Raw genomic sequence first — 16789 nt, 5'->3', positions numbered from 1 at the left:
CGCGGAAATCGCCCATGAGCTGGGATTTCTCCACGGAGCCCGAGTTTCAGGAACAGCTGGACTGGATGCTCGACTTTGTCCGCACCGAAGTCGAACCGCTCGACCTTGTGTTTCGCGGGCCGGCCGATCCGTTCGATCCGAACGGCCGCGCGCGTGCCATCATCCGGCCATTGCAGCAGGTAGTTAAGGAGCGCGGGCTCTGGGCCTGCCATCTCGGTCCCGAACTGGGCGGCCGCGGCTTCGGTCAGGTCAAGCTGGGGCTGATGAACGAGATTCTTGGCCGCAGCCGTTTCGCGCCCGTTGTTTTCGGGACCCAGGCGCCTGACACCGGCAATGCCGAGATCCTTGCCCGCTTTGGCACCGACGAGCAGCGCCAGCGCTATCTGCAGCCGCTACTCGATGGCGAGATCGTCTCCTGCTATTCGATGACCGAGCCGCAGGCCGGTGCGGATCCTGGCGAGTTTACTTGTCGCGCACGCCGGGACGGCGAGGATTGGGTGATCGACGGCGAGAAGTGGTTCGCCAGCCATGCGTGCATTGCCGAGTTCATCATCTTGATGACCATCACCGATCCCAACGTGCCCGTGCACGAGGGCTCGAGCATGATCATCGTGCCCAACCCCACGCCAGGCATGGAGATCATCCGAAATACCGCCGTCGGACCCAAGGACGAGCTGGGATCGGGCGTGCACGGCTATTTGCGCTTCACGGGCTGCCGGGTGCCCGTTGCTAACACACTGGGCCCGATCGGGGGCGGCTTCAAGGTTGCTCAATCCCGCTTGGGCGGGGGCCGCATTCACCATGCGATGCGCACGGTCGGCATGCTCAACAAGGCGCTCGAGATGATGTGCGAGCGCGTCGTGAGCCGCCGGACCAAGGGCGAGCGGCTGGCCGACAAGCAGATGGTCCAGGAGAAGCTCGCGGAGAGCTACACCCAGATCCTGCAGTTCCGGCTGCACGTCCTCTATGCGGCCTGGCTGCTCGACCGCGACAAGGCCTATTCGCGGGCCGTGCGCCGCGAGATCTCGGCGGTGAAGGCGGCGATGCCGAGCGTGCTGAAGGACGTCGTCTACCGCGCGCTGCACCTCCACGGATCGCTCGGCATGTCGAACGAAACCCCTCTGATGGACATGTGGCAATATGTTCCGGAGATGGGGATCGTGGACGGGCCGACGGAGGTCCACCTGGTCTCCGTCGCCAAGGACCTGCTCCGCAATGCCGCCCCCTCCCCAGGCCCTTTTCCAAGCTACCATGTCCCGACAACACGCGCCGCCGCCGAGGCGAAGTTCGCCGCCGTGCTCCGGCAATCGCCGGAGACGCCGGAATGACCGACACGATAGAGCATCGCATTGACCGGCTGGAGAGCCGGTTCGCGCTTCTCGACCTTGTCTCCGACTATTGCCATGGCTTCGACAAGCATGATTGGGACCGCTTCCTCGCCATCTGGTGGGAAGACTGCACCTGGGAGATCGGACCGCCGTTCGGCGACTTCCACGGCCATGAGGGCATTGCCCGTGCCGTGAAAGAGATTCTGTGGCCGGCGTGGAAGGCATCCAGCCATTTCACCACCAATCTGGTCGTGCAGTTCACCGACCGCGACCATGCAAACGGGATCTGCGACGTCGACTGCATCGGCACGACCGCCGACGAGGTCGCGCAGACCGTGTCGGCCACCTACACGGACGAATACGAGCGGCGTGGCGACGTCTGGAAGATCAAGCGTCGAAAGGTCACCATGCACCACTTCAGCGCGCTGACCGGCGTCACCCTCGCCCCGCCACAATAGGAGCAATCATGGCCCATTTCGCAACCAAGGACGGCGGCCGGGTCTATTACGAGCACCATGCCGCCAGCGGACCGACCGTCGTGCTCATCCATGGCTGGGGCATGTCGGGCGACTATTGGGCGCCCACCGTCGCGACGCTGGTCGCGAACGGCTATGGCACCATCACCATCGATCACCGCGGCTGCGGACGGTCCGACCGCGACTTCGCCGATCTTTCCATCGAAGCGGTGGCGCGCGACGTCTTCGACATCGTCGAGCATGTCGGCGTGACTCGGGTCGTGCTGAACGGCTGGTCGCTGGGGGCCGCAGTGGCGGTCTTTGCGGCACACGCTTTAGGCAGCAAGGTCGCCGGCCTGGTTTCGACCTGTGGCGCAACGCCACGCTACACCCAGGCAGACGGTTTCCCCCATGGCGGCACGGCGGAAGATGTGCTGGGGATCGGCGCTGCCGTGCGCGCGGACCGGGCCGAGTTCTTCCGGGCGCTTGGTAAAGGCGCGGTCGGCGAGGGCGCGAGCGAAGCGCTCAGCGACTGGTTGGAGCGAGGCTTTCTCGATTCAGGCGCCCGGGCCACTGAGACGCTCAATGGGCTCGCCACGCTCGACCAGCGCGACATCCTCGCCTCGTTCGACTTCCCTTTCCTGTCGATCGGGGGCGCGAAGGACACCGTCGCCGATCCGGCGATCGCCGGCTTTGCCGCCCAGTGCGCGAAACATGGAACGTTGGTGACGATGCCGACCGGCCACTCGCCGCATCTGGAGGACCCGGCCGGCTATCACGAGGCGCTACTCGGCTTTCTGCGGAGGGCCGCATGAGCGATCGCCTCCGCGCCGACAACCTGGGCGAGCTGCTTGCGCCGCTGGCCGCGCCCTTCACCTGCAAGTCGCTGAAGGCGCCGAACCGTTTTTGCATGGCACCGATGTCCCGCTATTTCGCGCCGGGCGGCAAGCTTTCGGCCGAGGGCGTCGAATATTACCGGCGCCGCGCCGGCGCCGGGGTCGGCACCATCATCACCGAAGGGACGGGCGTCGCCATCGACCATTCGGTGGCGGCCGACACCATACCCATGTTCGATGGGCAGGACCCGCTCGCCTCCTGGAAGGACGCAGTGGACGCGGTCCATTCGGAGGGCGGCGCCTTCGTGCCTCAGCTCTGGCATGTCGGCGGCTGCATGGATTTCAACTTTCCGGACTCACCGCACGCGCCGCTGGTGAGCCCGTCGGGCTTTGCCGGACCGGACATCCCCGGCGGCCGGGCGATGACGGACTCGGACATCGCGGACACGATCGCCGCCTTCGCCCGCTCCGCGCGGGCCGCCAAGGACATCGGCTGCGACGCGATCGAGCTGCACGGCGCCCATGGCTATATCTTCGACCAGTTCTTTTGGGACCGGACCAACCTGCGCAGCGACCGCTATGGCGGGCCGGACATAGCCGACCGCACGGCCTTTGCCGCCGAAGTGGTCGCCGCGTGCCGTGAGGCGGTGGGCGAGGATTTCGCGATCATCTTCCGCGTCTCGCAGTGGAAGACCTATGATTATGACGTGAAGCTCGGGCGCGATCCGGACGAGCTGTTCCGCTGGCTCGATCCCCTGGCGCGCGCCGGCGTCGACATCTTCCACGCCTCGCAGCGCCGGTTCTGGGAGCCGGAGTTCGAAGGCGATTCGAAGAATCTCGCGGGCTGGGTCAAGCAGGTGACGGGGCGGCCGGTGATCACCGTCGGATCGGTGGGCATGGACCGCGACCTGATGCAGGATTTCGTTGAGGGCATCTCCTCGCCGATGCTGAACCGGCTGCAGGATCTGGTGGCGATGTTCGGACGGGGCGAGTTTGACCTGGTCGCACTGGGCCGGGTGCTGCTCGCCGATCCCGACTGGCTGCTCAAGATCCGCGCCGGGCGGATCGGCGACCTCACGCCCTATGATCGCGCGGTCGCCCTGGAGCACTATGAGCACCATCCGGTCTAAGCCGGGGCGGCGGCATGGCGACTGACGCAGATGCGAACCAGGGCGCGGGCGAGGTCCGCACCGCGCTGGACGTGGCCAGGCTTGACGATTGGCTGGTGGCGAATGTCTCCTCCTATAGAGGGCCGCTGACGATCGAGCAGTTCAAGGGCGGCCAGTCCAACCCGACCTATCGGCTGACGACGCCCGCGCGCCGCTATGTGCTGCGCCGCCAGCCGCCAGGCGCGCTGATCAAGGGCGCGCACGACGTGCTGCGCGAGGCGCGGATCATGGCGGCGCTGGCTGGCATGCCGGTGCCGGTGCCGGAGGTGGTCGCGACATGTGACGATCCGGCGGTGATTGGCTCGCAGTTCTTCGTGATGGGGCTGGTCGAGGGGCGCATCTTCTGGGACGCCGCCTTCACCGACGTGCCGGCGGCGGAGCGTCCACGCTATTTCGACGCTATGAACGCGACCATCGCGGCGCTGCACGGCGTCGATTCGGCGGCCGTGGGTCTCGCCGACTTCGGGCGTCCCGGCAATTACTTCGCGCGCCAGATCGGTCGCTGGACCCGCCAATATCAGGAGGACGAAGCGGCTGGTCGCAATTCGGACATGGATGCACTGATTGCTTGGCTGCCGCGCGCGATCCCCGATGGTGACGAGACCACCATCGTCCATGGCGACTTCCGCTGCGACAACCTGATCTTCCATCCTAATCGGCCGGAGATCGTGGCGGTGCTCGACTGGGAACTGTCGACGCTCGGCCATCCGCTCGCCGACTTCGCATATCACGCGATGATGTACCGCATGCCGCCCGACATCGTCGCCGGGCTGGGCGGCAGCGAGCCAGCGGCGCTAGGCCTGCCCTCGGAAGCAGAGTATATCCAAGCCTATTGCCGGCACACCGGGCGCACGGCGATCCCGAACTGGGATTTCTATATCGCCTTCAACTTCTTCCGGCTCGCAGCGATCTTCCACGGCATCAAGGGCCGGGTGCTGCGCGGCACCGCGGCCTCCGCACACGCCCGCGAACGGGCCGCTGCCTTTCCAAGGCTCGCGAAACTCGCCCGGCAGGCAATGGATGGGTGTCAAATAGAGCTGATGATCCGTTGAAGGTTGCTATGACCACTCGGATCAATATGCATTTGCGTGAACTGGCGGCGTAGTTGCTTCAGCAATGACCGAGACGGAGTCTTCGAGCGACCAATGCTCCGATGCGGTGGACTGGGGTTAGCTCGCGTACGGCGAAGAACTGGCTAGCTGAGACCTGCGACCCTTGCGTACATCCACCTAATCGATCTCTACCGCGTATCCGAGTTTATTGCTCGAAGCTTTCTTGGTGATGGCCGGTCGTGAGCAAGCTTGCTTGGCGGGCGACATTACGGTCGACCGAAGCCAAGCGACCTTAGGCTTTGAGCTTTGAAGGCTTCATTGGCGCGCGAAGCGGACTGTCGGCTGCACGTATGTCGATGGCCGCTATGGGCGCTTAGCGGACACGCGCCTTATAGCGTCCAGTATGCGCCCTATTCAGTCATAACGAGAGGCCGTCTGAATGTCCGCTGACGTTTGGCTCCGGTCATCACCTAGTGCCAACTTTAGTATGGAATGGCACATACGAGCCAGCAGCCTTGTCAAAAGGCATCGATTGAACTGACAATCTGCAGGAGTCGGACGTCTGCGGAACTGGGAGCTTGAATGCGGCTGCGACGCGCCATCAACGTGGCGGACCTACGTTCGATGGCCAGACAACGCCTACCGCGGCCGATCTTCGATTATATAGATGGCGGCGCGGACGACGAGGTGTCGTTGCGTCGAAACGCTCGCGCATTCGCCGACTACGAGCTCGTCCCCGATGTGCTGAACGACGTGTCGGAGATCCGAACGGAGACCAGGCTCTTCGGGCAGCCGTCGCGTTGGCCGCTTCTGCTATCGCCGACAGGGCTCACCCGCATGTTCCACGATCATGCCGAGCTCGCCGTCGGCCGCGCCGCCGCGCGTCATGGGCTGATCTACAGCCTATCGACGATGGGTACCACGCCGCTCGAGGACTTCGCCCGAGCATTTGGCGGGCCGAAAGTCTTTCAAATCTACATCTTCAAGGATCGCGGTCTGACCGCCGAGTTCATCACGCGGTGCAAGGAGGCCGGCTTTCACGGCCTGATGCTGACAGTCGATACGCCAGTGGCCGGCAATCGCGAGCGCGACAGGGCGAGCGGGCTTGCCTTGCCCCCAAAGCTTACCCTCAAGTCGCTGCTGAGCTTTGCGCTACATCCGACCTGGTCACTTCCTGCGCTGACCGGATCGAAGTTCGATCTGGCGAACGTCAGCCACAAGGTCGACGCCCTGGCCGCAGGACCGATGAGTCTTTTCGATTATATCGGGGCACAGTTCGATCCCTCCATCGGCTGGCGGGACGTGGAATGGCTCGCGAACGAATGGGGAGGGCCTTTTGCCATCAAGGGAGTGATGACGCCGGAGGACGCACGCCGGTCCATCGCATCCGGCGCGACCGGCGTGATGATCTCCAATCATGGCGGCCGGCAGCTCGACGGTGCGCCTGCGCCGGTCGATCAGATCGCGGCGGTGCGCGAAGCGGTAGGCGACGCTCCGGATGTGATCTGCGATGGCGGGGTTCGCCGCGGCTCGGACGTGGTCAAGGCGCTCGCCCTCGGGGCCACGGCCTGCTCGATCGGACGGCCATATCTCTACGGTCTCGCAGCCGGGGGCGAGGCCGGAGTCGACCGCGCGCTGACATTGCTCAACGCTGAGTTCGAACGAACTTTGAGACTAGCGGGCATAAACGACATCGCCTCCGTGTCGCGCCGGCACGTTCGCCGTTGAGTGAGTAGGGGCGACTAACCTCTCGAACTCAAACCGGCTGCACGCGCGGCAAGTGCAATCTCGTGCCTAAGGGTCAGAAGAAAGAGCCGGACTGCAAATCGGAGCGGCAGGGCTTGGTCGGTTGACCATGCTATCTTGAAGTCATGAGCACCTCCGAACGACAACCGATCGTCAACGCAAGCGCCGGCATGCTTCGCGGTACTCGCGCAGCTGGGGTGAGGCGCTTCTTCGGCGTCCCCTATGCTGCATCCCCGACCGGCGAACTGCGTTTCGAGCCCCCACAAAGAGCGTTATGGTCCGGCGAACTGGACGCGACCGAGCGAGGAGCGACGGCGCCGCAGCGCATCCGTTCCATGCCCGGACTCGATGTCCACCCACTGATCGGCAATGGTTGGGTCGAGGGGGATGAGTATCTGACCCTTAACATCTGGGCGCCGGATGAGCCCGCCGACGACCTCCCGGTGATGGTCTTCATCCATGGCGGCGGCTTTGTGCTCGGCAGTAAGGACGCGCCGGTGCAAGACGGCAGCGCCTTTGCGCGTGACGGCGTAATCTGCGTCGCACTCAATTATCGCCTGGGGGTCGAAGGATTCCTGCCGATTCCGGGCGTGCCGACCAATCTGGGTCTGCGCGATATGCTGTGCGGGCTGCAATGGGTGCAGGCGAATATCGGCGCGTTCGGCGGCGATCCGGACAATGTGACCGTGTTCGGCGAATCGGCCGGTGCGATGGCGATTGCGGATCTGGTCACGTCGCCCTTGGCGAAAGGCTTGTTCCGGCGGGCCATCATCCAGAGCGGGCATGGCGCGATGACGCGCGACATTCCCGTCGCGCAGCGGCTGGTGCGCAAGCTCGCCAAGCTGTTGAAGGTGTCGCCGGACGGCGCCGGTTTCGCCTCGGTGCCGTCGGGGCAAGCGCTCGATGCGCTGGAGAAGGTAAGCCAGCCCACCATGCGCTTGAACCTGCGCGATGCGGAGGGGCGGGAGCCGGTGTTCGGCATAAGCCGCTTCATTCCCGTGCATGGCGATGACGTCCTGCCCGACAAGCCGTTGGAAGCCCTCAAGAAGGGCGCCGGTGCCGAGGTCGAGGTGCTGATCGGCAGCAATGCCGAGGAAATGAACCTGTACCTCGTGCCCACCGGCGTGCGGGAGAAAGTGGGCAAGCTGCTCGCCTGGTTCATGCTCAGCCGCTCCCAGCCGCGCGCCTGGTCGGCGCTCAAGGCCTATGGCCTTGGCAAGAAGAAGGCCGGGCATGTGCTGACCGAGGCGCTGCACGATTTCGTCTTTCGCTGGCCAGCCCGCCGACTTGCCGAGGAGCATCGCGGCCGCACTCATGTCTATGAGTTCGACTGGCGCTCGCCCCGCTATGACGGTCAGCTCGGCGCAGCGCATGGCATGGAGCTGCCATTCGTGTTCGACACGCTGGCGACGGTGACCGGACCGGAAGGCCTGTGCGGCATGGCACCGCCTCAGGAACTGGCAACCCGCATGCACGCCATCTGGGTCGGCTTCGCGCGCGACGGCAGCCTGCCCTGGGCGCCGTTCGATCGGGAAACGCGGCTGGTCTACCGAATGGCGGCGGGCAAGGCCGAATATGAGCCGCGCATGCCGGCTGCCGATTTCCTGCCCTGATCAGAAAGAGCGATTGACATGTATCTTGAGAAAATGCGCCTCGACGGGCGCACCGCCTTCGTGACGGGCGGCGCGCGCGGGATCGGCCTGTGCTGCGTCGAAGCTCTGGCCGAAGCGGGCGCGCGCGTGACGCTGGCCGACCGCGACGAAGCGGCGGTTAGCGAAGCGATCGAGCAGATGACGCAGCGCGGCTATGAGGTCGAGGGCGTGGTACTGGACGTGACCGATAGTGCGCGCGTCACCCAAATCGCCGAAGCCGCGGCTCCCTTCGATATCCTCGTCAACAATGCCGGCATCGCGCGCAGCGAAACGCCTGCAGAAGAGGTCACCGACGAGCATTGGCTGAACGTCATCGACGTGAATCTGAACGGCAGCTTCTGGTGCGCCCGCGCCTTCGGGCGACGCATGTTGCAGGCAGGGCGCGGCAGCATCGTCAATGTCGGCTCGATGAGCGGCTTCATCGTCAACAGGCCGCAGCCGCAAAGCTATTACAACGCGTCGAAGGCGGCCGTGCACCAGCTGACGCGCAGCCTGGCGGCGGAATGGGCGCCGCGTGGCGTTCGGGTCAACGCGGTAGCGCCGACCTATATCGCCACTCCGCTCAACGCGTTCGCCGACAAGGAAGGCGAGATGCATCGCCGATGGATCGACGGCACTCCACAGGCGCGGCTGGGAGAGCCGGAGGAAGTCGCATCCGTCGTGCTGTTCCTGGCTTCCGACGCGGCGAGCTTGATGACCGGCAGCATCGTGCTCGCGGACGGCGGCTACACCTGCTGGTAGCCGATCGGCCAACTTTGCGATCCGATCGGCAAAGCCACAGACCTTTCGGATAGGTTCATCTTCCTGCATCAGACCTGTCTGACAGGTGGGGAAGCACCCACCGCTGGAGAGGAAGAGTCCTGATGCGCCGTACGACCTGGTTTGCCGCCGTGAGCCTGCCCGCCTTGCTGGCTTCCGGAGTGTCCGCGCAAACGCCTAGCACCGTCGGAGCGACCGCGGCTGCAGAGGATTCCGGCGAGATCGTGGTGACAGCCCGCAAGCGCGAAGAGACTCTCGCCGACGTGCCGATTGCGGCAACGGCGCTGACCGGTGAGATCCTTACCGCGCGCGGCATCAACTCGGTGCGCGAGGCGGCCGCCCTAACGCCGGGCCTCAACATCAACTCGGACGGCACCGGCCGTGCCTTTGTGTCGATCCGCGGCGTGGGCGTGACGCTCGTCGCGACTGTTCAACCCGGCGTCGGCCTGTTCATCGACGGCATCTATCAGCCCAACACCTCCTATCTGAACAACCCCTTGGTGGACGTGGAGCGGATCGAGGTGCTGCGCGGCCCTCAGGGCACGCTCTACGGCAAGAACACCATGGGTGGCGCCATAAACGTCATCACGCGTGTGCCCGGCAACGATTTCCATGTTCGCGGCAGCGCCAGCTATGCCGGCCCGGACAATGCCTGGACGGTTTCGGCCGCGGCCGAGGGAGCGATCGTGCCCGACAAGATTCAGGTCCGCGTCGCCGCCGCGCACCGCGAGCAGGACGGCTTCATCCGGAACGTCATCGTCGGCGGCGACGCCAACCCCCTCAACACGGACTCGATCAACGGCACGATCCGCTTCCTCCCCAGTGAGGACGTCACCTTCACGCTGAAGGGCTATTATGACTGGGTGGACGGCGCGAACACGCCTTATGCCCGCGTGACCGGGCCGACCGATTACTCGCGGAACAACCAGTTCAACGTCGTGCCGCGGGTCTCCTTCCGCTATCGCGGCTTGAACGGACGCCTCGATTTCCCGGCGGGCGAGGCAACGACCGTGTCGCTGATCGGCTCCTACGACATGCGCGACGGCCGTACTCGCCAGGCCGATGTCGATTTCGGCCCGGCGGACCTCGCGCGTGCCACCGGGCGCGACAAGCTTCGCACCACGACCCTGGAGGCGCGGTTCGACAGCGAATGGAACGATCAGTTCTCTTCCTTGTTCGGCCTCTTCTACAGCCGGGAGACACTGCGAGGCCTGGACGTAACCACGCTGACCCTTCCCGTGCTGCCGGCACCGCTGGTGCGTACCACCAATGATCGCCGCCGCGGCGACACCTATGCGGCTTTCGGCACCATCTTCTGGAAGCCGACCACCGATTGGGAAGTCTCGCTCGGCCTGCGCTATGACCATGAGAGCCGCCGCCAGAGCGGTCAGATCGCTCAGGCGCTGGGCGGCACCGCATTGCCGACGACGGTGATTCAGCCGGCCAAGATCAAGACCGATCAGTTGCAGCCCAAGCTCAGCGTCACCCGTCACTTCGACGAGGGGCTTATGGCCTATGCCTCGGTCGCACGCGGCTATCGCGGCGGTGGCTTCAATGCGCCGACTGCTCCTTTCCGCACCTATATGGGCGACAATGTCTGGACCTACGAAGTTGGCGGCAAATACGTGTCGGACGATCGTCGCTTCAGCTTGTCCGGCGCGGTCTTTTACAATGATTACAAGGACTATATCGGCCTGAACTCGATCGCCATGGCGACGGGCGGCGGTCTCGTCACCGTGGACCTGAATGCCGGCGACGTCGAAAGCTACGGCTTGGAGCTCGAAACCCGGATCAAACCCACCGAGCAGTGGACCATCTCGGGCGGCCTGACCCTGATGCACGCGCGCCTGCAGAACTTCGATGCGTACACTGATGTCACCGGGCGCATCCTTGCGTCCAATCGACTGACCTTCCAGCCCGATGTGACAGGTAACCTTTACTCGGACTATGAAATCCCGCTCGGCAACGACTCTCTGACGCTGACCGGCGGCGTGACGTACAAGGGCAAGCGCCTTGCAGCCACGCTCAACGAGACCACGCCGACTTTCCTGAAGGGCTATGCGCTGGTCAACGCCGCCGCCACCTACCGCCACGGCCCATTCGAGCTTGGCGTGTTCGCGAACAACCTGTTCAACAAGGACTATTTCGAGAGCTATATCGAGAAGACGACGCTCCAGCTCGCCGGCCTTCCCGCTTCCGATCTGGGCATCATCGGCGACCGCCGCCGCTACGGCGTGCGCGCCAGCTTCCGGTTCTAAGCACCATGTCCGGGCATGTCGCCCCGGCGCGCGCGCCGCTTCCTCCAGTCTTTGTCGAAGCCCTCGGGTCGCACTTCGGGGACAGGCTGCAGACGGGGGAAGCGGTGCGGTTGCAGCACGGCTCCAGCGAAGCGCATTTCGAGCCGATGCTGCCAGACCTGGTGGTGTTCGCCCGCTCGACCGAAGAGGTGCAGACGGTGGTCCGCCTGTGCACCGAAGCCGGCGTTCCGATCGTGCCGTTCGGTGCCGGAACCTCGATCGAGGGCAATGCGCTGCCGGTGCGCGGCGGCGTCAGCCTTGATCTGTCGCAGATGGACCAGGTGCTGGAGGTGCGCGCGGATGATTTCGACTGCACCGTTCAAGCCGGCGTCCGCCGTGAGCAGCTGAACGCCGACCTGCGTGCGACAGGCCTGTTCTTCCCGATCGATCCGGGCGCGAATGCGACCATCGGCGGCATGGCCTCGACCAGGGCCAGCGGCACCAACGCCGTGCGCTATGGCACGATGAAGGATGCGGTGCTGTCGCTGACGATCGTCACCCCGGACGGCAAAGTCGTGCGCACCGCCCGCCGCGCACGCAAGTCCGCTGCCGGGTACGACCTGACGCGCCTTTATGTCGGCTCCGAGGGCACGCTCGGCATCATCACCGAAGTGACGTTGCGCCTGCACCCAGTCCCGGAAGTGATCTCGTCGGCGGTGTGCGGGTTCGAGACGCTTGAAGGGGCGGTTCAGACGGTCGTCCAGGCGATCCAGCTGGGTGTGCCACTCGCCCGCGTCGAGATCCTGGACGATATGCAGATGCGGGCGGTGAACCGCTGGTCGAAGCTCGACTATCCCGAAGTCACGACTCTGTTTTTCGAATTTCACGGCTCCGAAGGATCGGTTGCGGAGCAGGTCGAGACCGTGAAGATGCTGAGCGCCCACAATGGGGGCGGCGACTTCAGCTGGTCGAATCTTCCCGAGGAACGTGCCAAGCTCTGGAAGGCGCGCCACGAAGCCTATTATGCGGCGGTGAACTTGCGGACTGGCGCGATCGGCTGGGCGACAGACGTGTGCGTGCCGATCAGCAAGCTGCCGGAGTGCATCGCGGAAACGAAGCGCGACTTGGCGGGCAGCTCAATCCCCGCCACGATCCTGGGCCATGTCGGCGACGGCAATTTTCACGTCGTCTTCTCCATCGACCCGAACGCGCCTGAAGAAATGCAAGAAGTCGAGGCGCTCAACGCCCGGCTGGTCGAGCGTGCGCTGGCGCTGGACGGCACCTGCACCGGGGAGCACGGCATCGGCCTTGGCAAGCAGCATTGGCTGTTGGCCGAACTAGGCGAAGACGCGGTCGACCTGATGCGGACGATCAAGCGGGCGCTCGACCCCAAGGACCTGTTCAACCCGGGCAAGATCTTTGCGCTCTGACACCCAGGCCGAAGTGCGCCTGCTGCCGCTTCTGGCGCTGGCGCTAGCGATGACCATCGGCTTCGCGAACATGGGATCGTTCGGCACGGTGCAGGAAGCCGCGAAGGCCGAGCTGGGCCTGAGCGACTATGGCCTGAGCATCGTGCAGGGCGTCGGTGCCGCCGTGCCCCTAGCGCTGCTGTCCATCCCCGTCGGCGCGCTCGTCGACCGGGTGAACCGCGTGCGGCTGCTGATCCTGCTGTCGCTGGTCTGGATTGCAGGCACGTTGATCACCGCCTTCGCCCCCAGCCTACCGGTGCTGTTCGTCGGCCGCATGCTGACCGGGATCGGCACGACGGGGGGCCTGACCGCCGCCTTGTCGCTCGGTGCCGATTGGTGCGCGCCTTCGCGCCGGGGTCGAGCACTGCTGATCGTTTCGGTTGGCAAGACCTTGGGCATCGCGTGCGGCTTCGCGCTGACCGGCGCATTGCTCACGCTCGTCGCTCGTACCGAGCTGCTCGCCATTGCGGACTGGCGGCAAGCGCATGTCGCGCTCGCCTGTATCAGCGTCGCCTTCGCCATCCCGTTGCTCCTGCTGCGCGAGCCGGAACGGAAGGAAGTGGAGGCGGGCAGCGGCGCGGGCTTTCGCGTCATCGCCGCGGAGCTGTGGAGCCGCCGCCGCTTCCTCGCCCCGCTGTTCATCGGCCAGGTTGCGGTCGTGATGGCGGACAATGCCGCGATCGTCTGGTCGCCGGCGGTGCTCGGCCGCACCTACGGCCTTGAGCCTCAGCAATTCGCCGGCTGGCTTGGGGCTCTGATCCTCGGGACCGGCTTTGTCGGCTCGCTGCTGGGTGGCGTCGCAGCCGACTGGGGCCAGAAGCGTTTTGGGCGCGGCGGCATACTTGCCGGCGCAGTCGCCGCGGCAGCGCTAGGAATCCCGGCCGCCCTTTTCCCGATCGCCGGTTCCGTACCCATATTCGCGGCAACCCTCGGCCTCCTTGCGCTCTGCGGCACGATCACAGGCCTGATCACGTCGGCCGCACTCACCCTGCTGATCCCGAACGAACTACGCGGACTGTGCATCGGCGCCTTCATCGCGGTGGCGGGCGTGATCGGATACGGTGTCGCTCCTGCCCTGGTGATCTTCGTCAGCCGTCTGATCGGCGGCGAGGCGGCGCTCGGATCGGCGCTGGCGGTGGTCGGAGTGGTCGTCAGCATTGCTTCCGTCTTTGCCTTCCGCCTGGCGATGAAGCGCGCTCCAAGCGGACCTGTCTGAAAGGTTCTTGCCAGACCTATCTGATAGCTGTACCGCTACGGCAAGAGGCGAGGATGGGCAGATGAGAGCGCGAATCGAGGTGTCACCGGAAATGCTGTCTTTCGTCGGGACCGGGGCTCTGGTGGACCTGCAGGGACCTGAAGAGCCGGTCGGCATCGGATTCCGACTCGACGAAGGTGTGATCAGCTTCCACCCGCGGCCGCTCGACTCCGTCGAACTGGAAGACGCGCAGATCGCGCTGGTCGTAGCGCAGGCGGCCTGCCGGCGCATCTTCAACGCAGTGCCGGATCGGCCCATGCAGTGGCACATGCCCGAACCGGTGCGCCTGATCGCCTTCGCGCTGCTCGAGTCGAACATGGCCGAGCCGGCGCGCACGACTTTGCGCCTCGGCAAGTCGATCGAGTTGCTCTGCGCCTTCTTCGTCGCACTTTTCGATGGCGCGCTGATCGAGACCGGCGGCGCGGCATCGCTGAGCGAACTCGATGCGCGGCGGATCGTCGCCGCGCGGCGCATGATCGAGGAACAGTCGGAATCGAAGCTGACGCTCGACTCCATTGCACGCGCATGCGGACTGAACCGCGCCAAGCTGACGCGCGGTTTTCGGGCCATGTTCGGCTGCTCGGTCGCCGAGGCGATTGCGGACCGCCGTCTGACCGCTGCGCATCAAATGCTGCTCGCATCCGAACTTCCGGTCGGCACGATCGGATATCGCTGCGGCTATTCCAATAATGCGAGCTTCACCCGCGCCTTTGCCCGCCGCTATGGCGCGCCGCCGTCGCAGATGCGCAATCAGAGGGCAGTGGCATGAGCCTGGCGGCCGAGACCCTGGTCGACCGCGCCGTCCGCCATGTTCAGGCGCATATCCGAGAGCATGACCTAAAGGTCGGCGACACGCTTCCGGGCGAGGGCACGTTCGCGAGCCAACTGGGCGTCAGCCGAGCCGTCATGCGCGAAGCATTCGGTGCGCTCGCGGCGCTCCGCCTGCTCGACGTGGGGAACGGCCGCCGAGCCAGGGTCGGCGCGATTGATGGCTCGGTAATGGGCACCTCTATCTCTCACGCGGTTGCCACGGCTCAGGTCAGCACCGCGCAGGTGTGGGATGTCCGGCGCACGCTGGAACTGCGCACCGTCGAGCTGGCGGCCTTGAACCGCACCGAGGAAGAAGCTCGCGAGATCGAACGGTTGGCCGATGAGATGGCCGTCTCGTTCGATGATCCGGACCGGCTGGTCCGGACCGACATCGCGCTTCACCAGGCTATCGCAGTGGCGAGCCGCAACCCACTATATCAGCAGATCATACGTTCCTTTGAGCCGCTGATGAAGGAGGCCGTCCCTGCGGCGTGGGCCACGCGGAGGACAGAAGAGCAGCGAGTATCGATCCTGGACGTGCATATCGGATTGGCGCGTGCCATAACCGAGGGCGACGGGGCGAAGGCCAGAAACCTTGTCGACGCTCATTTCGATGCGTCGATAGCGGATCTGTTCTCTGAAACCTGAGGCCGCTCAAGGGGCCATGATGCAAACTGATTTGGGCATCCCGGCGTTCGTCACGAGATGGACAGCGTCTCCGTTCGCAGGGTTGGACCTCAGCCCTTGGCACATCACGCAGGCCGCCGAAGCTATCATAGAGGCGACGCTCGCAACCTTGAACGAGGACTATCGGCGGGAAGGCGGAACCGCGGCCCATGCGTCGGCCACGATCGAACGCGGCGCGGTTCTAAAAGGGCCGATTATCATCGGACCGGGCTGTTTCGTAGCCGCTGGCGCATATCTCCGAGGCGGCGTTTACCTGGAAGCGCGTTGCATCATTGGCCCCGGATCGGAGTTGAAGAGCGTCTTCATGTTCGAAGGCTCAAAGCTGGCGCACTTCAACTTCGTGGGGGACTCGATCTTGGGCGCCGACGTCAATGTGGAGGCTGGCGCGATCCTGGCGAACTATCGCAACGAGGCTCCGGACAAGTCGATCCGCTTCTGCCGAGGTAATCGGATCGTCGAAACTGGCGTTGATAAGTTTGGAGCATTGGTCGGCGATGGCTCCAGGATCGGCGCCAATGCGGTGATCGCGCCGGGTGCTGTTCTCGAGGTCAAAACCATAGTTCCGCGTCTTGCCTTGATTGATCAACAACCAATGTCGGGGTCGCACAACAGCAGCACTAGCCCCTAACCAGCCGTTCTGCGGCTACGGCAGAGTTGGCGCTTACTCCGGTCTTAGTGCGCGACTACTGAGATGTCAGATGGTACATCTGTCTTCTCCAGAGCTGCGGAATGCAGCTCTGGAGACGCGCGGCAGAGTGGCTCGAGTTGGGGGTGGTTGTGAGCATCACGCGGTTCGTCAAAGGGAGCGCGGCTGCACTGACCCTGCTGGTGACTGGATGCACGCCCAATCGCCCACCCCCGCAGCCTCTCGAGTTCGCCGGCGTCCCGGTAAGCGGCAGCTTAGCGCTTGCGGTTCGATCAGGCTTCACCTCCTGCTTCAACACCGATGCGATCCGCTTTCGATGTCGCAAGCATCGCGTTCAGATCCTGGGTCAAGGTCCCTTTCAAGCCGCAGTCGACCTGCGAGGCAGTAAAGGTCAGTCTGGCTTTGATCACGTCGTCCTTTGGCATGACGATGATCAGAGGGCACTATACGACGTCCTCGTGCCACTGCACCGGCTGGGCTGGCGCGCCTGCATTACGGGCACGGAACGCGCCGGGGACCAGGCGATCTTCACCCTGCCGAGGGCCCCGGTATGGATCTCCGTGGACATCAGCTACTACGGCAAGCGGCGGCTGCGGATATTCCCCAGCACCGTCGCGCGGAAGCTTTCGAGCAAGTGCATCCCTCAGCGCGGTTTGGAGATCTTCAACCTAAACGTCTAGGCGGGTGG

General features: G+C 64.8%; 15 protein-coding genes. All 15 read left to right on the top strand.

The window, feature by feature from the left end:
* Positions 1-14: 14 nt before the first annotated feature.
* A complete protein-coding gene (locus tag VGT77_RS08830; protein WP_327461647.1) occupies positions 15-1328 on the top strand; it encodes an acyl-CoA dehydrogenase family protein in 1314 nt (437 codons plus the stop codon).
* A complete protein-coding gene (locus VGT77_RS08825; protein ID WP_327461645.1) occupies positions 1325-1786 on the top strand; it encodes a nuclear transport factor 2 family protein in 462 nt (153 codons plus the stop codon). Before VGT77_RS08830 ends, VGT77_RS08825 begins: the two co-directional genes overlap by 4 nt.
* 8 nt (positions 1787-1794) lie before the next feature.
* Positions 1795-2598: an alpha/beta hydrolase gene (locus VGT77_RS08820; protein WP_327461643.1), complete on the top strand. Its 804-nt coding sequence runs from the start codon at positions 1795-1797 to the stop codon at positions 2596-2598.
* The gene (locus VGT77_RS08815) at positions 2595-3749 is read left to right on the top strand and encodes a 12-oxophytodienoate reductase (RefSeq protein ID WP_327461641.1); all 1155 of its coding nucleotides are present in this window, start codon (positions 2595-2597) and stop codon (positions 3747-3749) included. Before VGT77_RS08820 ends, VGT77_RS08815 begins: the two co-directional genes overlap by 4 nt.
* A gap of 14 nt (positions 3750-3763) precedes the next feature.
* Positions 3764-4840, top strand: coding sequence for a phosphotransferase family protein (locus VGT77_RS08810; protein ID WP_327461639.1), 1077 nt, complete (start codon positions 3764-3766; stop codon positions 4838-4840).
* A gap of 624 nt (positions 4841-5464) precedes the next feature.
* Entirely contained in the window at positions 5465-6568 is a 1104-nt protein-coding gene (locus tag VGT77_RS08805) for an alpha-hydroxy acid oxidase (protein ID WP_327461637.1), read from the top strand.
* Positions 6569-6711: 143 nt separating this feature from the next.
* On the top strand, positions 6712-8199 hold the full coding sequence (locus VGT77_RS08800; protein ID WP_327461635.1) for a carboxylesterase/lipase family protein: 1488 nt from the start codon (positions 6712-6714) through the stop codon (positions 8197-8199).
* 18 nt (positions 8200-8217) lie between these two features.
* Positions 8218-8979 (top strand): SDR family NAD(P)-dependent oxidoreductase, encoded by a 762-nt coding sequence (locus VGT77_RS08795; protein WP_327461633.1) that lies wholly within the window; start codon positions 8218-8220, stop codon positions 8977-8979.
* A gap of 122 nt (positions 8980-9101) precedes the next feature.
* A complete protein-coding gene (locus tag VGT77_RS08790; RefSeq protein WP_327461631.1) occupies positions 9102-11255 on the top strand; it encodes a TonB-dependent receptor in 2154 nt (717 codons plus the stop codon).
* A gap of 5 nt (positions 11256-11260) precedes the next feature.
* Positions 11261-12664, top strand: coding sequence for an FAD-binding oxidoreductase (locus VGT77_RS08785; RefSeq protein ID WP_327461629.1), 1404 nt, complete (start codon positions 11261-11263; stop codon positions 12662-12664).
* Positions 12654-13919, top strand: a complete 1266-nt coding sequence (locus tag VGT77_RS08780) for an MFS transporter (RefSeq protein ID WP_327461627.1) — start codon at positions 12654-12656, stop codon at positions 13917-13919. Before VGT77_RS08785 ends, VGT77_RS08780 begins: the two co-directional genes overlap by 11 nt.
* A 91-nt stretch (positions 13920-14010) precedes the next feature.
* Positions 14011-14727 carry an AraC family transcriptional regulator gene (locus VGT77_RS08775; RefSeq protein WP_327461625.1) on the top strand — a complete coding sequence of 239 codons (717 nt, stop codon included), beginning with the start codon at positions 14011-14013 and terminating at the stop codon, positions 14725-14727.
* The gene (locus VGT77_RS08770; protein WP_327461623.1) at positions 14724-15416 is read left to right on the top strand and encodes a FadR/GntR family transcriptional regulator; all 693 of its coding nucleotides are present in this window, start codon (positions 14724-14726) and stop codon (positions 15414-15416) included. Before VGT77_RS08775 ends, VGT77_RS08770 begins: the two co-directional genes overlap by 4 nt.
* A gap of 16 nt (positions 15417-15432) precedes the next feature.
* Positions 15433-16083: a transferase gene (locus VGT77_RS08765; RefSeq protein ID WP_327461621.1), complete on the top strand. Its 651-nt coding sequence runs from the start codon at positions 15433-15435 to the stop codon at positions 16081-16083.
* A gap of 149 nt (positions 16084-16232) precedes the next feature.
* The gene (locus VGT77_RS08760; protein WP_327461619.1) at positions 16233-16781 is read left to right on the top strand and encodes a hypothetical protein; all 549 of its coding nucleotides are present in this window, start codon (positions 16233-16235) and stop codon (positions 16779-16781) included.
* Positions 16782-16789: the final 8 nt, after the last annotated feature.

It is taken from the genome of Sphingomonas sp., assembly GCF_035944535.1.
Classification (GTDB): Bacteria; Pseudomonadota; Alphaproteobacteria; order Sphingomonadales; family Sphingomonadaceae; genus Sphingomonas_B.
Note: the sequence above shows the minus strand (reverse complement) of the source record. Positions and strands in the feature narration are given on the sequence as shown.